Source organism: Sporosarcina aquimarina, from assembly GCF_019748715.1.
In the GTDB taxonomy this organism is placed as follows: Bacteria; Bacillota; Bacilli; order Bacillales_A; family Planococcaceae; genus Sporosarcina; species Sporosarcina newyorkensis.
Genome location: NZ_JACLBZ010000010.1, coordinates 1 through 18,984, shown reverse-complemented (window position 1 = coordinate 18,984; position 18,984 = coordinate 1). Strand labels below are relative to the sequence as shown.

13 protein-coding genes are annotated in these 18,984 nt (G+C 36.8%); 3 read left to right on the top strand and 10 right to left on the bottom strand.

Annotation, left to right across the window (positions count from 1 at the left end):
- Nucleotides 1–211 precede the first annotated feature (211 nt).
- From H7J92_RS05125 to H7J92_RS05095, 7 genes are all read right to left on the bottom strand, one after another.
- Complete coding sequence (locus tag H7J92_RS05125; protein WP_221835719.1) at nucleotides 212–385, bottom strand: hypothetical protein; 174 nt, start codon at nucleotides 383–385, stop codon at nucleotides 212–214.
- A gap of 78 nt (nucleotides 386–463) precedes the next feature.
- Nucleotides 464–766, bottom strand: coding sequence for a tyrosine-type recombinase/integrase (locus H7J92_RS05120; protein ID WP_221835717.1), 303 nt, complete (start codon nucleotides 764–766; stop codon nucleotides 464–466).
- 131 nt (nucleotides 767–897) lie between these two features.
- Nucleotides 898–3,882: a type I restriction endonuclease subunit R gene (locus tag H7J92_RS05115; RefSeq protein WP_221835715.1), complete on the bottom strand. Its 2,985-nt coding sequence runs from the start codon at nucleotides 3,880–3,882 to the stop codon at nucleotides 898–900.
- A 13-nt stretch (nucleotides 3,883–3,895) separates the two neighbouring features.
- Nucleotides 3,896–5,227 carry a restriction endonuclease subunit S gene (locus H7J92_RS05110; protein ID WP_221835713.1) on the bottom strand — a complete coding sequence of 444 codons (1,332 nt, stop codon included), beginning with the start codon at nucleotides 5,225–5,227 and terminating at the stop codon, nucleotides 3,896–3,898.
- Nucleotides 5,224–7,233 carry a type I restriction-modification system subunit M gene (locus H7J92_RS05105; RefSeq protein WP_221835711.1) on the bottom strand — a complete coding sequence of 670 codons (2,010 nt, stop codon included), beginning with the start codon at nucleotides 7,231–7,233 and terminating at the stop codon, nucleotides 5,224–5,226. The genes H7J92_RS05110 and H7J92_RS05105 overlap by 4 nt, the downstream gene beginning before the upstream one ends.
- A gap of 1,073 nt (nucleotides 7,234–8,306) precedes the next feature.
- Entirely contained in the window at nucleotides 8,307–9,053 is a 747-nt protein-coding gene (locus H7J92_RS05100; protein ID WP_221835709.1) for a Fic family protein, read from the bottom strand.
- Between the two features lie 123 nt (nucleotides 9,054–9,176).
- Nucleotides 9,177–10,163: a hypothetical protein gene (locus H7J92_RS05095; RefSeq protein WP_221835704.1), complete on the bottom strand. Its 987-nt coding sequence runs from the start codon at nucleotides 10,161–10,163 to the stop codon at nucleotides 9,177–9,179.
- Nucleotides 10,164–10,937: 774 nt separating this feature from the next.
- On the opposite strand from H7J92_RS05095, the gene H7J92_RS05090 reads away from it, so the two are divergent.
- The 3 genes from H7J92_RS05090 to H7J92_RS05080 all read left to right on the top strand — a co-directional run bounded on the left by H7J92_RS05090 (nucleotide 10,938) and on the right by H7J92_RS05080 (nucleotide 13,900).
- Nucleotides 10,938–11,207, top strand: coding sequence for a helix-turn-helix domain-containing protein (locus H7J92_RS05090; protein WP_221835702.1), 270 nt, complete (start codon nucleotides 10,938–10,940; stop codon nucleotides 11,205–11,207).
- Nucleotides 11,208–11,231: 24 nt separating this feature from the next.
- Nucleotides 11,232–12,398, top strand: a complete 1,167-nt coding sequence (locus H7J92_RS05085) for a site-specific integrase (RefSeq protein WP_221835700.1) — start codon at nucleotides 11,232–11,234, stop codon at nucleotides 12,396–12,398.
- Between the two features lie 329 nt (nucleotides 12,399–12,727).
- Nucleotides 12,728–13,900, top strand: a complete 1,173-nt coding sequence (locus tag H7J92_RS05080; protein ID WP_221835698.1) for a site-specific integrase — start codon at nucleotides 12,728–12,730, stop codon at nucleotides 13,898–13,900.
- Between the two features lie 531 nt (nucleotides 13,901–14,431).
- Here H7J92_RS05080 and H7J92_RS05075 read toward each other — a convergent pair.
- The 3 genes from H7J92_RS05075 to H7J92_RS05065 all read right to left on the bottom strand — a co-directional run bounded on the left by H7J92_RS05075 (nucleotide 14,432) and on the right by H7J92_RS05065 (nucleotide 18,546).
- Nucleotides 14,432–15,436: a DUF4435 domain-containing protein gene (locus H7J92_RS05075; protein ID WP_221835696.1), complete on the bottom strand. Its 1,005-nt coding sequence runs from the start codon at nucleotides 15,434–15,436 to the stop codon at nucleotides 14,432–14,434.
- Entirely contained in the window at nucleotides 15,427–16,881 is a 1,455-nt protein-coding gene (locus H7J92_RS05070) for an AAA family ATPase (RefSeq protein WP_221835694.1), read from the bottom strand. Before H7J92_RS05070 ends, H7J92_RS05075 begins: the two co-directional genes overlap by 10 nt.
- A gap of 741 nt (nucleotides 16,882–17,622) precedes the next feature.
- Nucleotides 17,623–18,546: a hypothetical protein gene (locus tag H7J92_RS05065; RefSeq protein WP_246602558.1), complete on the bottom strand. Its 924-nt coding sequence runs from the start codon at nucleotides 18,544–18,546 to the stop codon at nucleotides 17,623–17,625.
- Between the last annotated feature and the right edge of the window lie 438 nt (nucleotides 18,547–18,984).

The following is an 18,984-nucleotide window of genomic DNA, read 5'->3' as shown; positions in this document are numbered from 1 at the left end:
ACATACCTGTAGTGACCCCCAAAAGTTAGATTTTGAACTCTAACTTTTGGGGTGCACGTCAACCCTTACATCGGGTACGTGCTTCTTTATATCCTCATTACTCAACAAATTATTACAACAACAAACATCATTGCCCTAATAAGTAGCCATAATCTCCAAGTGATTTAATAACATTCTTAGCATTACTGCATTTTTTTTACGGACTGTGACGTTATCTGCTGACTGTAATGCTCACAATATCTTCAGAGTTAAACAAAAAACTTTTGATTTTAATAATTTCTTTTTTTCCGCTCGACCAGTCAGATAATGCTTCAAACAACTCTAGATCTGATACCCCAGATAAATCCATCCAACCCTTTTTAAGTTTCACCATAATTTCAAACATATTCTCATCTCCATCCTCAAAACAGCGATTCGATTGCAAACGACATTGCATCCGCCATGCACACTAGGTTACATAACATTAGTTCTTAGAACCTTTAGTAGTTAAAGATCCAGGGCCTGAACAGCTGCATCCATATCGTCCTGTGTGGATGCCTTTATACCGTAACGTAACACTTTCGGAACTATGGTTAAACATCTTCATTAAGAGCGTAATATTCGTTCCTCGTTTGATCTGATGATAACCAAACGTCTTTCGAAGGGAATGCGTTCCGATGTTTTCAAGGCCTAACTCTTTCGCTGCATCACTAATTATTGTCCAAGCCTGGACCCGACTAATCGCTTGATTCGTCCCTTTACGGCTCCGGAAATAAGGATTTTCCACTTATCGTACCCTTTAGAGATATCAAATTAGGCAACACTTCCTTTGGCATAGCCAGCATAATCCATTTACTCTCCATTTCTCTTCAATTTCTTTCAAGACCTATAAAATTCGACAATATCAAGGGAAATGAATCACTGTCTCAATCCCTCGTAAACCTCTTCAAACATATCCGTCATAATATACTCTTTCAAATCCGGGTTCTCCAGTATTTTCATGAAGAAATCTTCATTCTTCGAGTATCTTGAAATAACGAAGTCCATAAATACCTTCTCATACGAGAACTTGAAATTCTCCTTGGTGTTGTTTTGTGCTTTTTGTACCAACTCTTCATTATGGATCATGTCTAGTGCGAGTTGTTCTTTGTTAAGAAGGTCAGTTTCTGTGAATTCTGTGCCGAATCGTTCGTTCAGTCTGTCGATGATGGACGATAATTTCTCGGTTTCTTCTTCAGGCTTGCTCCCTTTTCCATGTGAAACAGGTGGTAGTTCTGCCCCACCTTGTACTTCCAGTGAGATGCTGCCTTCAAATACTTTTTCATTGCGATAGTATTCGAGTGCAACATCATCCGCTAAGTAGATGCGAGAACCTTCTGTTCGCGGAAGTTTCTTAAGCAAGTAATTCAAGTAGACGTACAGCTTATGCAAATCAATGTCGGCAAATGGACCGATTTGTAACACGAAAGAATACGTTCGGATGAACTTGGTCGCTGCACCTTTAAAGTCTTCTTTCACTTCATCCGTCAGTTCTTTGTTGAAGCGGTCAACTGCATGATCGAGAATTGCATTGAGCTTTTCTTGTGCTTTGTCGGACTTCTTTTTGCCACTGAATTCTAGCTCACATACTTGGTTGATTTCTTCACCGTTATATACCTGACAGCCATCCAACTCGTTTTGCAAGTCATACAAAAGGTTCGGATCTGTTACGCTTTCAATTCCCGTCGTCTCATAGTAATTCTGAAATGCGGCTTGAATGTCTTCTGCATCATTCACAAAGTCTAAAACAAACGTGTCGTTCTTTCCTCTTGTCGTTCTGTTCAGCCTAGACAAGGTTTGAACGGCTTTTATACCAGAGAGTGGCTTGTCTACGTACATCGTATGCAGCAATGGCTCGTCGAATCCTGTTTGGTATTTTTCAGCTACAATCAACACTTGGTACTCGTCTGAATGGAACTTTTCAGGTAATTCCTTTTCACCGAACTGATTCAACTCAGGCTCCGTAAACGATAGACCCCCATCTTCAACCATTCCCGAAAACGCAACGAGTGTATTCAAGTCGGTGTAGCCTTTTGCCATGATATAGCGGTCAAAGGCCTGTTTATAGCGAACGGCATGCAGTCGGCTGGAAGTGACAACCATTGCCTTGGCACGACCACCTATCTTGTGTCTAGTCACTTGTCTATAATGTTCTATGATGATTTCCGTTTTTTGAGAGATGTTGTGTGGATGTAGGGAAACAAACCTCGCAATCTCTTTCGTCGCCTTACTCTTGGCGAATTCGGGGTCGTCTTCTATACTTTTTGCTACTTTGTAAAATGTTTGGTACGTTGTATAGTTATTGAGTACATCAAGAATGAACCCTTCTTCAATGGCTTGCCTCATTGAATAGAGATGAAACGGATGTGGCTTTCCACTCTCATCAGATGTACCAAATCGCTCAATTGTCTTTTGCTTGGGCGTTGCAGTGAAAGCAAAGTAGGAGATGTTATCTTGTTTGCCACTTTTCGCAATCGTCTCTAATATCTTTTCTTCCGTATCTTCCACTGCCTCTTCAGCGACACGATCTTCTTCAAGTGCTTCTTCGAGTGTCTTATTGGATAAAACGTTCGTCAATGACGTAGAAGCCTTTCCTCCTTGCGAGCTATGGGCTTCGTCAATAATGATGCCATACGTTCCTCTCGCAAATGCTCCTACTTTGTCGATGATGAACGGGAACTTCTGAAGTGTCGTAATGATGATACGTGTTCCACCAGAAATCGCTTTCGCTAGTTGCTCTGAGTCGGTATCAATCCGTTCTACTAACCCTGCTTTGTGCTCTAATTGGTAAACGGCATCTTGTAGCTGTTTGTCGAGTACACGGCGGTCTGTAATGACGATAATACTAGTGTACAGCGGTTCGTTGGCTTCGTTATGTAGCTTTGACAAGCGATGTGCCAGCCATGCGATACTGTTCGTTTTTCCAGAGCCAGCGGAGTGCATGGCGAGGTAATTCATACCCACACCTTTTTCAGCAACATCCGCTTCAATTTTACGCACAACGTCCAATTGGTGATAACGGGGGAAAATGACCGTTTCACGCTTATCGACAATTTCACCTGTGCTGTCTTGTAAATCTTCTTTTTTAATGAATACAAAACGGAAAAGAATATCGAGCAAGCTGTCTTTCTGCAACACATCTTTCCAAAGATAAGATGTCCGATAGTCGTTGTATGCAATTGGATTGCCACGACCACCATCGTTGCCTTTATTAAAAGGTAGAAAGAACGTCTTTTCTTTATTCAATTGCGTCGTCATGTACACTTCGTCCGTGTCAACTGCGAAAAAGACAACTGCACGCTTTTTAAATTGAAAAAGGAGTTCACGGGGATCGCGATCATTCATAAATTGCTTTTTCGAGTGCTCAACGTTTTGGCTTGTTAGCTGATTTTTCAATTCCATAACGACAATCGGCAAACCATTTAAAAATAGCACCATATCTAGGCTATTGTTGTTCTTTTTACTGTAATACACTTGCCTGCTCACTGTGAAGATATTTTTACTATACAAGTCTTGAAGCATCTGATTCATGGTGCTTGGTGGTTTGTTGTATGCCAATTTCAAAGTTACACCATAATCCTTAATGTCATGACGTAAACAATCAATGACACCCCGCCTGTCTAACTCTCTCGTCAGCCTCTCAACAATTTTCGCCTTGTACTGCTCCTTATAGACCTTTTCTAGCCTCTCAAGGGCTTTAGGCTGCGTTGCTTCGAGAAATTGGAACAAGATATCGACATCAATCGCTGTTTCTTTGAACGCATCTGATACAGGTCCTGTTAATGTTCTTGGGATAAAACCTGACATGGTTAAGCTGCTTTCAATGTTGGCTTCAAACCCTTTTTCGGTCGTATCAATACCCATTGTACTCCCCTCCTTATTCGTTTCTTTCTATATACTCACGCACGTCAATTTTTCCTGTGACTGCTTCGTAGATGAGCGATTGGCGGTATTCTTTGAGTTTTTGGATTTGTTCTTTCAATTCTAGCTTGATTGAAGTTATTTCTGAATATCTATCGTTCAAATAGTTTGTAATCTCAACTTGTTCTTCCATAGGGGGTAAAGAGATTTTCAAAGACTTAATAATACCCTGACTAATATTTGGTTGACCACCACCATAAGAAAGATTTATTATTTCTTTTCGATTTGCAAGGAACCAATAAAAAATAAACTTCAAATCAGAATCTATTGGTTTTGCCAAAACACAGCATGCTTGATTTGTAGTAGTTTCTATTTCTGTAATACCTAACTTTCCAATAGTTGCACCATACATTGCTACTACCAATGAGTTGGAAGGAAACTTCTTTAAAGTCGAATAGTCTTTTAAAGCTAATTGTGTTACATTTTTTGAAGTAGCTCCTACATAGCCATCATTTAAGTCGCCAGTATTCAACCACGCTACATCACCATCATAATATGAAGAGTTTGTGGATAAAGGAGTTCCCCCACTTCCAATGATTTCAAATATCCACGCAATCTTCTTTTCATTCCAATGCTCCGGTATCTCACCAATCCAATCCACACCAGAATCCTTCATTTTCACACTAGGATTCAATCCTTTTATAACAGCTTCGGTAATGACAGATTGTAGTTTTTCTTCGAGCAAGGCAATGAGCTTTTCTTTGTCGGTGATTAGGGAGTCAATTTCAGAACTTCTTGCGTCTAGGTAATTCACAATATCTCTCTGAGTGTCTAATGATGGTAAAATACATTCCAAGTTACCAATTTCACTAGCGTTTATGGCTGGATAACTAACCCCCGTAGAACGACTGACTATTTCGTCAACGTATGGTGCTGATTGCATTAAATATGCTAAATAGATAGAGTCAATTGTTTCTCGTGGAGTTAGTACAGCAAAACCAGTTGACGCTATTAGATTTGACGGGGCCTTTCTTACTGCGGTAATTGCTTTTAGATAGGTTCTAACTGTCGAAACTAAGGTATCCCCACTTCTGATAATTCTTCTAGCTCGACTAGGTGCATTTTCAAAACGAAGAGTTTCTATTTCTTTAATATTCCCCGTTGAATCAACACTTCCAATATCAATATATTTCATTTCAAAATCAGGGGAAGTGGTTTCTGATAAAACTCGCTCATTAATTTTTGTCTGATATTTTACCTTACTCACTTTCCAACTTGAGGGTAGACCTCCTAACCAAGAAACACTAACTTCAGATTCCCCACACTTTTTATCTACGGACACATTCATCCCATCACCTTCTTCAATTTCTCCAAAATGCTCTCTTCCAACAACCGGATCTCTTCTTTAATTTCCACAGAGCTTCTGATCGAAGTGTATTGATAAAAATGACGTGTAAAAGGGATTTCATAGCCCACTTTAGTTTTTGAATCGTCAATCCATGCATCTAGTACGTGCGGCAATACTTCACGCTGGAAATAGTCATAGATATCCTCTTTTAATGGAACGCTCTCCGTATCACGTAAATCGGTGTCTGGTTCAGGTTCGCCTTTTGCAGTTGTACAAACATCGGCTGTTTCATCTTTTTCGGACAAAGCATTTAGAATCGCTTTAAGCAAAGTAGCTGGTATTGCCAGACCTGTTTCTTTGAATTTCTTTTTCAGAAGGTCTATAAACTCTTGACGATTCTTGTATAGCTTGTTATCTTCCAGCGATTTTAAAGCCTCAAAAATCGCTTTTTGTTGTTGTTCGCCTGCTTCAATTTCCTTCAATGCTGCTTCACCTTTTTTGCGTGACTTTGCTAAGTTAGCGAAAGCGGTTTGATTGTGCAACTCAGTGAGTCGCTCTTCGTCTATTTTAAAGTTCAATCGCAGTGGACGTTCTACGACGATTTTATTAAAACCAAAGTCTTCATTGTCAAACCACTTCACGTTCTCATTAGGTTTGACATCCCCATACAATTGAACAATCTCATTGATTTGTTGTTCTGAAATCTTTTTCCGTTTGCTCCCCATACTTTTTCTCATCGGATGCCAGAAATCGACCGCATTAATGAGTTGCACCTTCCCCTGTCTATGAGGTTTTTTGGCATTCGTTAAGATCCATACATAAGTTGAAATCCCTGTGTTGTAAAAGAGATCAGGGGGCATCGCAACAATGCCTTCTACCAAATCATGTTCGAATAAGTATCGTCGAATCTCACTTTCTCCACTACCTGCATCTCCTGTAAAGAGTGGTGAGCCGTTCATAATGATTGCGATGCGTGAACCTTTTGCATCTTCTTCAGTGATGGGCTTCATTTTTGAAACAAGGTGTTGTAAGAACAGAAGTTGACCATCACTAATTCTAGGCAGCCCTGCCCCGAATCGACCATCGTATCCTTGATTTTCGTATTCCTCTTCTACTTTCTTTTGTGCCGGTTTCCATTCCACCCCGTAAGGCGGATTCGTAATCATATAATCAAATTTCATGTTCGGGAAAGCATCGTTTGAAAGTGTGTTTCCAAACCGAATGTTCTTTGCTTCTTCGCCTTTGATTAAGATGTCCGCTTTACAGATCGCATACGATTCTTCGTTTATTTCTTGAGCAAAAAACTCTAGGTCTGCAGTTGGATTCAACTCTTTCAAAAACTCCTGAGCAACAGAACCCATCCCACCCGTACCCGCACAGCTGTCGTATAACGTCTGTGTGATACCTTGCTTCGTCAAAATGTCTTCATCATCCATGAACAACAGATTGACCATCAGCCTTACCACTTCACGGGGGGTGTAGTGATCCCCTGCTTCAGCGTTTTCAGAGAAACGTCGAATCAATTCTTCAAAGATATAGCCCATTTCAGTATTGGAAACTTCTCTTGGATGCAAGTCAATTTCACTGAATCTTTTAACGACTAAATAAAGCAGGTCATTTCGCTCCATCTTCTCAATTTGTTTGTCAAAATCGAAATACTGAATGATGTCACGTGCTATGATTGAAAATCCATTAATATAGTCGCGAAGGTTGTCCGCGATGTTATCTGAGTCACTTAACAACTTTTGGAAGTCAAAATTACTCGTATTGTGCAATTTCTGTTCTGCCACACGGTTCAGCAGTTCATCTTTTGATTCTTCAGGAAGGTGCTTAAACTTTTCATGACTTGCAAGCACTGCTTCTTTTGTATCAACAAGTACGCTATCAAAACGGCGAAGTACAGCTAATGGCAAAACGACTTTGCCATAATCTTCTGGTTTGAACGGTCCTCTTAATAACTCCGCGATTGACCAAATGAAACTGACTTTCGATTGAAAATTATTCATATATATCTCCTTTTCAGCTGCTAATTTGTTTATGTACTAAGTATAGCAAATTCCCGGATTGCAAGTTTTACATATATTGGTGAAGGGCGATACGGTTAACAAGTTTTTGGACATTTAAAGATTTCTTCACAAAAAACTTCCAGATTTATATATCAAATAAATTTGGAAGAAAAGATTCTATATGCATTTTTGATTGAGGTATTGTAACTGGATGCATCTTCATTGTGTCAAAATATTTGAGCCGATTTCCAAACGTCGCTGGACTCATTTCATTTTTAGGAAAGGTCAAGTCTTAAGTTGCGACTAAGGTCTCTGTCCAAAGAAGCCAACGGATTTGCAAATAATTCAAGAAAGTGTTTCCAAGAAATGTATGACCAAAATGCTTTCCGAATAGTTTTGGTAAAGATCAATTGCTAGCAAGACCTGACGCATTGCGTGCGTAAGCAATAGCTAAAACGTACAGGAGGCCGTTGGTACCGTCCTGAACAACAGGAGTATGGTCAAAATTATACGATACCCACAAGCATCCCGCGACAAGCAGAATGCGGAAACAGGGGTATAAATTTAATCGGGGCAACACGCCCTCTTTTCATTGTTTTCTTGGAAACAAAAGAGCCACCACGATTAACAACAGCCAATAGAAAGGCAATGATACACCTAACAACTCCTAAATTACACATGAAAACGCTATGTAACCACTAAGAGTTATCAGCCCTTACAAACCCCTTATTGAAAGCGAACCGTCCCCATCCTTGCAACATTAAGAGGGGTTTTATTAAGAAGCACATGTACTCGGTCAGTTGGCAGACAGCCCAACCTCTAAAAGAAGCAAATTCCTCCATCCAAGGAATTCATATTTCTATAAGTGTCTCACCGAAGCCGGGCTTCTTATCTGCTTTTTCCTTAAAGAAAGTAGCTAAAGAACGAAACCCGGAATCCCTTATAGGTACATTGCATCATAAAGTTGCAGACTCGCTTAAACCCTTGAGGCTGTGGGCGTACAGGGACTTTCTTCTTCAAAAACTGACCTTCCTTGACCTTTGGTTTTTTTTCATGATTTTTCTATTATTGATTCAAATATATCTATTATATGTTTGGATCTTGTTCGAGAAAGACAACATTCTTTTTCTTTCTTCTTCTAAAATTGGCTTTGCAAACACAACAAAATTTTCAATATCTTTTTCTTCCGGAAATTCTTTCATTTGTGACTCCTTCAAAACTTGTAAATATGCATCTTTTTCATGATTTTTTATGATTAAGGGTGGCAAATCATTCTCTAGCAGGGAGTAGTTCATGATCATTCTCCCCGCCCTTGCGTTTCCATCCGAAAAAGGATGAATTTTTTCGAATTGAATATACATTTCTAATATGGCCTTCAATAAATCATCATCCGTAGTAGCATTTTTTAAACGATAATACAAATTCCTTAATAATTTATCCATTAATTGTGGCACTTGGTCCGGAGGAACAGTAGAAAATTCTGCCCCTTTTATGTGATTTTCCACTTTTTTAAATTGCCCCTTATCGTATTGCAAGCGATCCGTTAGTTTTTCATGTATGTTCCTTATAATAGAGAATGATAGTTGTTCATTATTTAATATTGAACTTATAACATATTCAAATGCTAGTTGATGATTATCGACCTCAAAAAACTCTCTTCTCGTGATGTTACCGCTACCCGGTAAAGTACCATTGAGTAAAATTGATACCGTTTTTGATAGCGTAATAGTGTTTCCCTCAATCGCACATGAATGATGAGCTAAACGCACCATAACGTCCTCCAGATACTCTGGTGTCATATTTTCGATTAGATGCCCCATAATCTTCATCTCCCATTTATCATTTGCTAACAGGCCCATATGTAATACATACTATCACTTGCAAAGGAAGAACGATGGGCAGACATCGGAATGTACAAGGTATTCCTGTCTTTATGTTCGTTGTTAGCTGCTATTAATGATACTTTCCAATACTGACAATGGATTCTCAAGAAAGTCAGGTAAATGCTTCCATGAATTTGGTATAGTTATTGGATGGAATCCTAACTCCGTGCATTCTGCTAACCTTCTGTTAAATGTCGCAGCAGCCATGGAGTTTTGCGGACTTGAAAGGTCGCCCCGAGAAACGGTTCTCAGAAACTTTGTGATCGCCTTCTGCACCTGTTTTCCAAATTGACTCCTCTCTACATAACCCACTGCCAATGAGTAACGTACGAAATCCTTTGTTAAATAAGTTCCAAGGATGTATTGATACATCATTTGTCGGTATTTCTCCTTGGAAAAGTAGACTTTGAGTTCACGGGGAACTTCATATTCCCCTTTTTGATACGACATAAATTTTTCTTTTAATCTTACTTCAAAACGAAGAACATCTTTCTCATAAGCCTTGATTGGCTTTTTTTTAGCTCTCCGTTCGGCCATTTTATCATATACTGCAGTTTCTACTGAACCATTTTTGTGTTCTACCCCCGTTTCGTATTCCTCGTAGAATCCCTGAACATTTATTCTTCCTGATTTCTTTAGTCGTCTAGCTTTTTTGCGATACGATTTATTATAGAGATCAACATATGCCTTCCGAACAGACGCTTCTTCAATGATAGAATCGAAGCGATAATCAATTCTCATTAACTGATGTTGATGATACAGTTTTTGATCTCCAAACATGACAGTAAGAATCTCCATCAACCTCCCCTCAATTTCTAGAAGATCACCCTCAGTTATTTCTCCCTTGTCTAACATCAATGGTGCATCGACAATCAGGCTAAGATACAGGGCCTGTTTATTCGGTCTACGATATACGGTAAGGGTGACTCCATTAAAAGTGTCGCCAAAATACTTGCCTACTTCCATCGCGTCAATGTCATACGCATTACGCAAAAACCAAACATGCTTTCTCCACAATTTAAAAACCAAGCGAAATGTATGAACCATATACTTCATCTCCTTATCTTAATTTCCCTCTAAGCCTTGTCATTACTGGACTAAGTGGCTTCTCCCTTTGATTATCCGACCTATATTTATTACTTCTCGAAATCAGATAACGCCTAAATCATTCGCTATGAATAAACGGCAATCGACATCACTCCAATTGCTATCCTTTTATGCAGATGAAATCATTTTAATCGGAAGTAGTAGGTCGATGAATGGGGTTAGAGAAGTAACAACTCTAGCACAACGTTATTACAGCGGACTTGGAGAGGTAGGACGGGGTTCTTCCATAACGAGCACGCAAGGCTAATCTATTCTTGTATGCTAGCTTTGCGGGAGTTGAAGAGCATTACTTTCATAGAGATCAAGAGGTCAGACGGGGTTCGTCCAAAATAGACACACAAAACAAATCTCTTCTTGTATGCTAGCCTTGAGGGAATTGAAGTGCTTGATTTTCATGGAGATCTAGGGGTCAGACGGGGTTCGTCCAAAATAGACACACAAAACAAATCTCTTCTTGTATGCTAGTTTTGCGGGAATTGAAGTGCTTGATTTTCATGGAGATCTAGGGGTCAGACGGGGTTCGTCCATTTTTCACACTTAAGGGACTTGCATTTCCGAATAATGCTTATCAGGAGGTTAAAAGGATCGGGCTAGAGAAGATTCGATTACTTGCTCGATCGCTTTACCTGATTTGCTGTGGATGCATGATCGATTGCAGTTAAGTCTAAGCCCATCCAGATAGCCAAATTCAAAAGATATAAGGGGGGAGCTCTAATGAGCATAAAAAATACTTTGATAATCGAACAAGCGGAGCGAATCGAGGAATTTATTGAAAATGCGATACACAGAGCACTTCATTCATCCAAACCTGATTTACCGACTAGGGAATGGATGTCACTTGCAGATGGTGCCAAGTATGCCGGAGTCTCACATAATACATTTAGGAAATTTCGTGTACTGGGATTAAAAGTTTCACAGGTGGATGGCGTTCAACGTGTATCACGAAAAGAAATCGATAAGTTTTTGGAGAGTAATAGTTATTAATTTACGAGATAGGGAGGAAACATAATGGCAAAGAAAACAAGATTAGGCATTGAAAGCTATACACTTGCTAATGAACAAAAGAGATACAAGTTTCAAGTATATATTGGGGTAAATCAATTGACAGGTAAACAAAAGCGAACAACTCGACGAGGATTTAAAACTATTAAAGAAGCAGAATTGGCATTAGCACGCATCAAATTGCAAATCGCTAAAGGTACATTTCAAAAGCAACACGCCGAGACATATCAGAACCTATATGATTTGTGGATCATACAGTACGAGAAAACGGTAGCAGAAAGCACTTTTGTCAAAACGAAGCGAATTTTCAAAAATCATATTTTACCAGCAATGGGTGCATATAAAGTTGATATGATAAATATAGATGTGTGCCAGCAACATGTTAATGAATGGGCAGTTAAGCTAAAGAGTTTTCGAACAGTCAAAGACTATGCTGCTAGAGTGATGGATTTCGCTCTCAAACGCGAATATATCAAGGCAAATCCATTTGCACTGGTGGACATGCCAGTGATTAAGAAAAACATTGGGGATTTTGAGGACAAGGAAGAAAATTATTATACAAAAGAACAACTAGTTGATTTTTTATCGTGCTTAGAAAATGAGACTAACTATAAATCGTATGCACTATTTCGACTGCTAGCCTATAGTGGTATGCGTAAAGGAGAGGCACTAGCACTTAGATGGAATGATTTGAATTTCAACACAAATGAGATTCGAATTAATAAGGCCCTTGCACATGGAGAAGACAACCGTCTGTACGTAAAACCTACAAAAACAGAAGAGTCGCGTACTATTAAAATGGACAAAGACACGATGAAAATTTTGGCAATGTGGAATAAAATACAAAAGAAGGACTATGATATTTTAGGGTTTGATACATCAAAGCATGGACAGCTAATTTTTAGTAATACTAAAAATAAATATATTCAGCCTTCTAATACAAGAGCATGGATTCTACGAGTGCAAGACAAATACCACCTACGTCGCATCACAACTCATGGTTTACGTCATACGCACAGCACTTTACTCGCAGCAGCTGGTGTTAAACCAAATGAAATAAAGGAGCGTTTAGGTCATAGCGATATTCGGACAACAATGAATGTATACACACATGTAACAACGGAGGCAAAAGTTGCAGCTGTTGAGGATTTCGCAAGATATGTCAACAGTTAGGTTCAATTTTGACTAAGTTGGAATGCAAATAGTTGATAGTTGTAATAAATCAAAAGAAATAGGGGCTGTTCGAAAAATCCTCAGCCTGAATAGAATTAATAAAACCCAAGAATGCTGCTATATAAGCATTCTTGGGTTTTAATTTTGAACAAAATTCATTCTAAAAATGTACTTTTTTTAGACAGTCTTCTTGACCTACAATGCCATTAATAATTTTTAACTATCCAAATGGAGAGGATTTATCTTTCGTGTCGTTTATAATGTCATTAGAGAGGTAACCCCTCTCCTCTTTATATCTTGCCCCCGCAAAAGATACGGGAGGAATTATTGTGGCAAAGAAAAAAGTATCACCGATCAAAAACTACAAGCTGAAAAATGGTGAATTACGATATGAGTTTCCAGCTTATCTAGGTATTGATCCGCTTACAGGAAAACAGATTCGCACAAAAAAACGGGGCTTTAAAACACGTAAGGAGGCGGAATTAGCATTAGCCCGTATTAAGCTGGATGTTGCAAACGGAACTTACCAAACGGTCCGAGCCGAATCGTATCAAGAAGTTTACGACCTATGGGTAATACAATATGAAAAGACTGTTGAGGAAAGTACATTTGTAAAAACAGCAGGCATTTTTAGAAATCACATTCTACCTGCAATGGCTTCATATAAAATTGAAAAGATACATGTCGATGTATGTCAGAAACATGTGGATGAGTGGGCGGCGAAGTTAAAAAATTTTCGCATGGTAAAAGCCTATGCAGCGAAGGTGATAGACTTTGCAATTAAACGTGGCTATATACAAACAAATCCCTTTGCACACGTAGATATGCCCGCCAACGCTTTCAAGAAGGCTATAGCAAATGATGAAAATGAGAAGGAGAACTTCTATACTCGTGAGCAGTTGATTAACTTCCTATCATGCCTGGAGAAAGAAAGTAACTTCAAGGCCTATGCTCTATTCCGATTGCTAGCTTTCAGCGGCATGCGTAAAGGTGAAGCCTTAGCTCTTACATGGAATGACCTCAACTTCACAAATAACGAACTACGCATCAATAAGGCACTTTCACGTGGCAAAGATAATCAGCTATATGTAAAATCCACTAAAACTGGCGTATCCCGCACAATCAAAATGGACGACAAAACAATGGTTGTGCTAAAAGAGTGGAAGAAAAAGCAGAAGCAGGATTATTTAAAGCTTGTCTTCAATACGCTACAACCAAAGCAGCTAGTATTCAGCAATGAGCATAATGAGTATTTGCAGCCTACGAAAACCCGCAAATGGATTGTACATGTGCAGAAGAAATTTAGCATCGGTACAATAACTACGCATGGTTTACGCCATACCCATTGTTCATTGTTATTTGAAGCGGGAGCTACTTTGAAAGAAGTGCAAGATCGACTAGGACATAGTGATGTTCAGACGACAATGAACATCTATGCCCATGTAACGAAGAAGGCAAAAGAAGAAGCAATATTGAAGTTTGCTAACTACATTGAGATGTAGATAAATGACTACGCTTTGACTACGTTTTTGACTACGTTCGATTGATACTATATGAAATCAGATGAAACAGGGTAAAAGAAAAAACCCTTGATTATCAAGGGTTTTGACACTCATTGAAACTCCATGAAATTAAACTATGGAGACGGTGGGAGTCGAACCCACGTCCAAAGGCTTGAGTAATAAAATATATTTTCTTGCAAATATTGATATATCAAGGTTTTACTCATTAGGGAGTATTACATATTCACGAACTTGGTTCAAAAACCTTCTGTATTTAGAGTATATCGTATAATTGCTACCTAGAATAAAAGTCCTTTACTCTTCAAATCTTGATTACATAAATATTCATTTTTATTTATCATTGTGATCTGTATTCTAATAATTTGGTACATATTATTTAATATAGGTTAGTTTAAATAATAAAGTCTTAAACGCTTTCTAGTGTTCCAAGTGAAAAGTGACCTTCTATTTCAACTCAGCATTCATCTACAATTTGCATGACCTTGAAAAGTATCAATAGTATTTTTAAATCTATTTAGAAGTAATTAAAGATTCTGATTCAGTACTTTGATACACAGTCAAAAATTCCACCAAGCACTTTGGAGTATATGCATATTTTGATAAATTGGACAAAAGATTCTTAGAATTTGTGTCTAAACTAATATTATCTCTTTTTAATGAAAAGTAATTCTTTTTGTCATTAAGCAACTTTAAATTTTCTAGAATCTTCTTTAAAAAGTAAAGTTCTAATTTTCCATGGCTAAGTTTTTCTAGATTTTTATTTACTACCTCAAACTCCATCTTAAATATACTTTCCACTGAACCAATCACATCTAAATAACTTTGTAGATTTTCTTCTGAATACTTTTTACCTTGCTTACATTCATTGCTTAACTTTGTGTGGTAATAGACATTTATATTTTCAAATGACATTTCTTTTAAAACTTTAATTTCCCTAATATCTATGTGTATAAAATCACCCAATTTAAATTTCTCTAAATCTAAAGAAGCGGATAACTTTTGAAAACAAATTATAAATGTATTTAAGCCTGCAAGTATATTTCTAAATTCATTTAATCTATTATCATAATCTTGAAGTGTTTTATTATAATCTGAATTTATAGCGTTTATACCAAACTCTTTTACTAAAATTTGCTTAATAGTATCCCGTGTTACGTAAAGGTTTTCTATAGAATAACAAGGCGTTTCGTAAACGCTAGTATCATAGTCCTCAGGATTTAATCCATAGTCTTTATCTACAAAAAAACATGAAAGTACACTTTGATACTTTACATTATTTTTAATCTTTTTCCATAGTCTTATTACGTTTCTTTTCCCCTTACAATCATATCCTATTATTTCTTCTAATGGTTTCATAGATATATCTTCTATCCTATTTATATAATACTTTCTATCTTCACCTTCAAAAAAACAATGTATGGCTTGCAAGTTCCTAAAATCAAGTCTAGAGAATTGCATCCATGCAACTGATTTGTCTTCTAGAGATTCTTTCATACTGAGTTTACTTATTGCCATTCTAGTTCCACCTCTGTATCAAAAAAAGAATCTGTGTCTGTTGGTTTTATTTCATCAAGAATTTCCTTAGCCAATTCGAAAAGCCTATCTTCTTTAAAAATAAATGGAGAGTGAGTTACACAAATTAGTTGATTACAGTTACCCGAATTTATGATATCTGGTATGAATTTTTCTTGCCATTCAATCGATAAAGATAGTTCGGGTTCATCAAATAGAATTATGTAATTTTTTTCATATTCCAAGTATATCTTAGAAAATGTTGAAATTATTTGTTTTTCACCTGAAGACAAATTTGTTAAAGAAATAACTTTGTTATTATTAGTATTGACAATTTTTAATGTGACATTACTAGCATCAAATTCATATTTTTTATTCACCAAATATGAGTTACAAACATCCACAAATAGTTCGATCCTTTTATCAATAGTTCGTAATTGTTCATGACTTGAGAGTAAATTGTTTATAAAGTTAAATAAGTAGTTATTCTCATCCAAATATATTTCTCTGCTATTTACCAATTCGATGATTCTATCTTTATAACTCTGTTCGATTTCGCTACCAACACGATTTAAAGAGATTTCTAAGTCTTTCACGTTTATATCTTTATGGGAATTCGTGCTATTTGAATTAAGATCGTTACTTACATATTGTTTTAGTAAAATAGCTGTCATCTGATTAAAACTATTTATTGAAGTTTCTCTAATCTTTTCTAATAATTCTTTAATAGTATTTTCTACATCCACCATGCCAAATTTTATTAGTTCGCCATACCTTGAAAGATCGTCCTTTCTTTCAACTTCTCTATATGAGTATTTTATTTCTTCTTCCTCAGATGAAAATGCTAATAATTTATTTAAATCCTCTTCTATTCTTCTAAAGGTTGGAAAATATAAAAGTTCATTTTCCTTATTAAAACTTTTAAGTCTTTCCACCAGCATAAAAATAGGTTTTGAACTAAAATCAATTCTATTCAAGTAATCAATAAGTTCCCTTTCAGCTGGCATTCTAGGAATTCTTAATTCCTGGTTAATTTCATCTCTTATGCTAATAAATATTTCATTCTTCCGAACTTCTTCAAACGAAAGTTCTTCCTTTAATTTCAACAAGATCTCTATCTTATCTTTACAAATTTCTTCAATCTTCATTTCGGCCTTTGGGCTAATACGTCTTCTATTATTTTTATTGTAATTAATGTATTGTTCAATATCATCTTTTGTAAATCCATATGTGTTCCCATCAGTAAATTCAACTATAATGGAATTAAATTCAATTTTACTTAGTTCTAAAAATTTACCTTTTAGTGTATAAAAGATTGATGACAATATTGTAGTTTTACCTATTCCATTCTCACCAATATAAATATTTTCTACCTCATCAAAACTTAAGTTAACTTCCAAGTTCCCAAATAACCCCTCTATAGTGAAAAACCTCAACTTATTATACATATTACCTCAACTCCCCTTAACTAAAGATACAACAATATAACTAAATAATCAATGTGGTTCTTTCATACCCTCAAATGAACTGTCACCTAATAAAAAGCAATGTAATTTAAAGATTAGATAGAATTTTTTTATGAGGAATTTATAAATTCCTTTTACTACGAACGCTATCTAATATACGATTTTATTACTTTTTAAAACAATGTAGTTCAATTCAATATTTCTATCTAGCCAAAGCTTGTGCTTAAATAGTTTTGAAGCTATCGTCTACATTGTGCTTTCATCTGTAGATGACAGCATAAGCCCCCGCCCCCCATGGTATACCCTTACCCTCTGACTTTCTACTTGCACAAGTTTGCATAGCGATTATTCATCACCTTCTCTTGCTTTACCATAAGATCCCTCAAAGCTATCACTATTATTTCATCTTTACTTACTCGTTTCCCTTCGATATTTGATTGATTCTTCATAGCTAACCTAAGTCTGCTATCCACTACATCACTATTGAATTGCATTCGATTACCCCTTTCTCCATACTCCGCTACGCTACGCATGTGGTCGTTTCACTCCCACTATAGATGGCCAATATAGTATCTTTACTATACAAGCACTATCACATGGAGAGGGATAGGTTGTTATCCCTCGGAATGTGTATAGTATATCTTTTTTCTTTCTTTAAGGAAAAGCTTTATAAACGTTGTTATATCAAGGTTTGTAAAGTTATTTGCTAGTTTTTTTATGCAACTAAATTTCGTTATTTAGGTACATTTCTAATAAAGTTCTCATTCTTTCAGATGGAATGTAAACAGCAATCTCTTCATCATTTCGGATAGCACTACGGAACAACCATTGTAGTAATTCCGCCAATGCAAATAAATCTTCATCTACCTTAATACCGTGTGATTGAAAAAATCGTTTTATCATAGGGTTCATGTATCTGTTAGCTAAATAAATACAAGTTGTAGCCGCTGCGTATTCATTTGTTGCCCTTGCATTTAAAGGCACAAAACTCTTCTTTAATCCCATAGGTGCTAAACTCTTTTGATTATCCTTAAAGGTTGTCCAAATAACCTGCTTTGTCGAACAATTCATTTTGTGGCGGTAAAAATTATAACTGTTTTTCTTTATCATCTCTTTAAAGTGCCTATTTTTCAGATGCACCGCCAGGTAACTTTTACTGAAAGCGTTATGTTTTTCGCCAATCTTGTTTATATCTCTATTGTCGCTAAGAGAGGAATAGTAGATATTTATTAGTGATTTGATTCGTTGCCGATCTTCACCGACTCTGCCACGATATTCAGTTAGATGGTAGCCAAGATATGCATCATTTACAATAGATCGGTATATAAACTTCATATTGAACAAGCGATAGTAGTAGCATTGAATTTGACCTTCAAACATATAGGTTAAAATGAAAACATCACTAAATGCTTTAAATAAGTCTGTTGGGAATAACCAATATAATTTACTATCTTCAAACAGAACTAAATTCCCCGCTTTAGCAAGATTACGAATTGTTTGGTAGTTACCTGAATCATACTCATGGTTATTCCATTTCACTCTCCCCTTACTTCCAACTGATATTATAGGGTTACCTTCATTATCAGACGAATTCAGCAGAATCTTAATATCATCCTTGGATATCTTAATTTCATCAATCGTGTCCAATACCTCATCTAAAATTAAAGTATAGTCTTCTGCTTCGATTAACTGAATGAGTTCTGAATCACACCTTTTGAACAAAGCATGTGTAGAAACAATGTTTTCTCCATTTGCAATTGCCTGTTTTAGTGAAGCAAGTTTATTTTGCTTTCCATTCTGGCTTGGCTGTACAAAAACTTAGTTGTCTTTTCTATAATCCGTTCAATTTCTGTAAGATATGGTGTAATAAATATAAATTTTGTCGAGGGCGAACTTTGATTGATGTATTGAATTGCCCAACTCGTTTTACCACTCCCCATTATCGAATCTACAACCGTTATTCCCTTTCTCTTTCGAATAAGATTTTTCATATTCCCCTAGTCCTTTCGTTTACCAATTATGTTAGAAGGTAAGCACCCGCTACAAACGTACTTTGGATTGTCAACACTAAACTGAACAAAACTT

What these genes read in the sequence shown, in the direction of transcription:
- H7J92_RS05075 (WP_221835696.1), bottom strand. Translation starts at nt 15,436, where the DNA reads ATGGCAATAAGTAAACTCAGTATGAAAGAATCTCTAGAAGACAAATCA.
- H7J92_RS05125 (WP_221835719.1), bottom strand. Translation starts at nt 385, where the DNA reads ATGTTTGAAATTATGGTGAAACTTAAAAAGGGTTGGATGGATTTATCT.
- H7J92_RS05115 (WP_221835715.1), bottom strand. Translation starts at nt 3,882, where the DNA reads ATGGGTATTGATACGACCGAAAAAGGGTTTGAAGCCAACATTGAAAGC.
- H7J92_RS05105 (WP_221835711.1), bottom strand. Translation starts at nt 7,233, where the DNA reads ATGAATAATTTTCAATCGAAAGTCAGTTTCATTTGGTCAATCGCGGAG.
- H7J92_RS05070 (WP_221835694.1), bottom strand. Translation starts at nt 16,881, where the DNA reads ATGTATAATAAGTTGAGGTTTTTCACTATAGAGGGGTTATTTGGGAAC.
- H7J92_RS05110 (WP_221835713.1), bottom strand. Translation starts at nt 5,227, where the DNA reads ATGAATGTGTCCGTAGATAAAAAGTGTGGGGAATCTGAAGTTAGTGTT.
- H7J92_RS05085 (WP_221835700.1), top strand. Translation starts at nt 11,232, where the DNA reads ATGGCAAAGAAAACAAGATTAGGCATTGAAAGCTATACACTTGCTAAT.
- H7J92_RS05090 (WP_221835702.1), top strand. Translation starts at nt 10,938, where the DNA reads ATGAGCATAAAAAATACTTTGATAATCGAACAAGCGGAGCGAATCGAG.
- H7J92_RS05095 (WP_221835704.1), bottom strand. Translation starts at nt 10,163, where the DNA reads ATGGTTCATACATTTCGCTTGGTTTTTAAATTGTGGAGAAAGCATGTT.
- H7J92_RS05100 (WP_221835709.1), bottom strand. Translation starts at nt 9,053, where the DNA reads ATGGGGCATCTAATCGAAAATATGACACCAGAGTATCTGGAGGACGTT.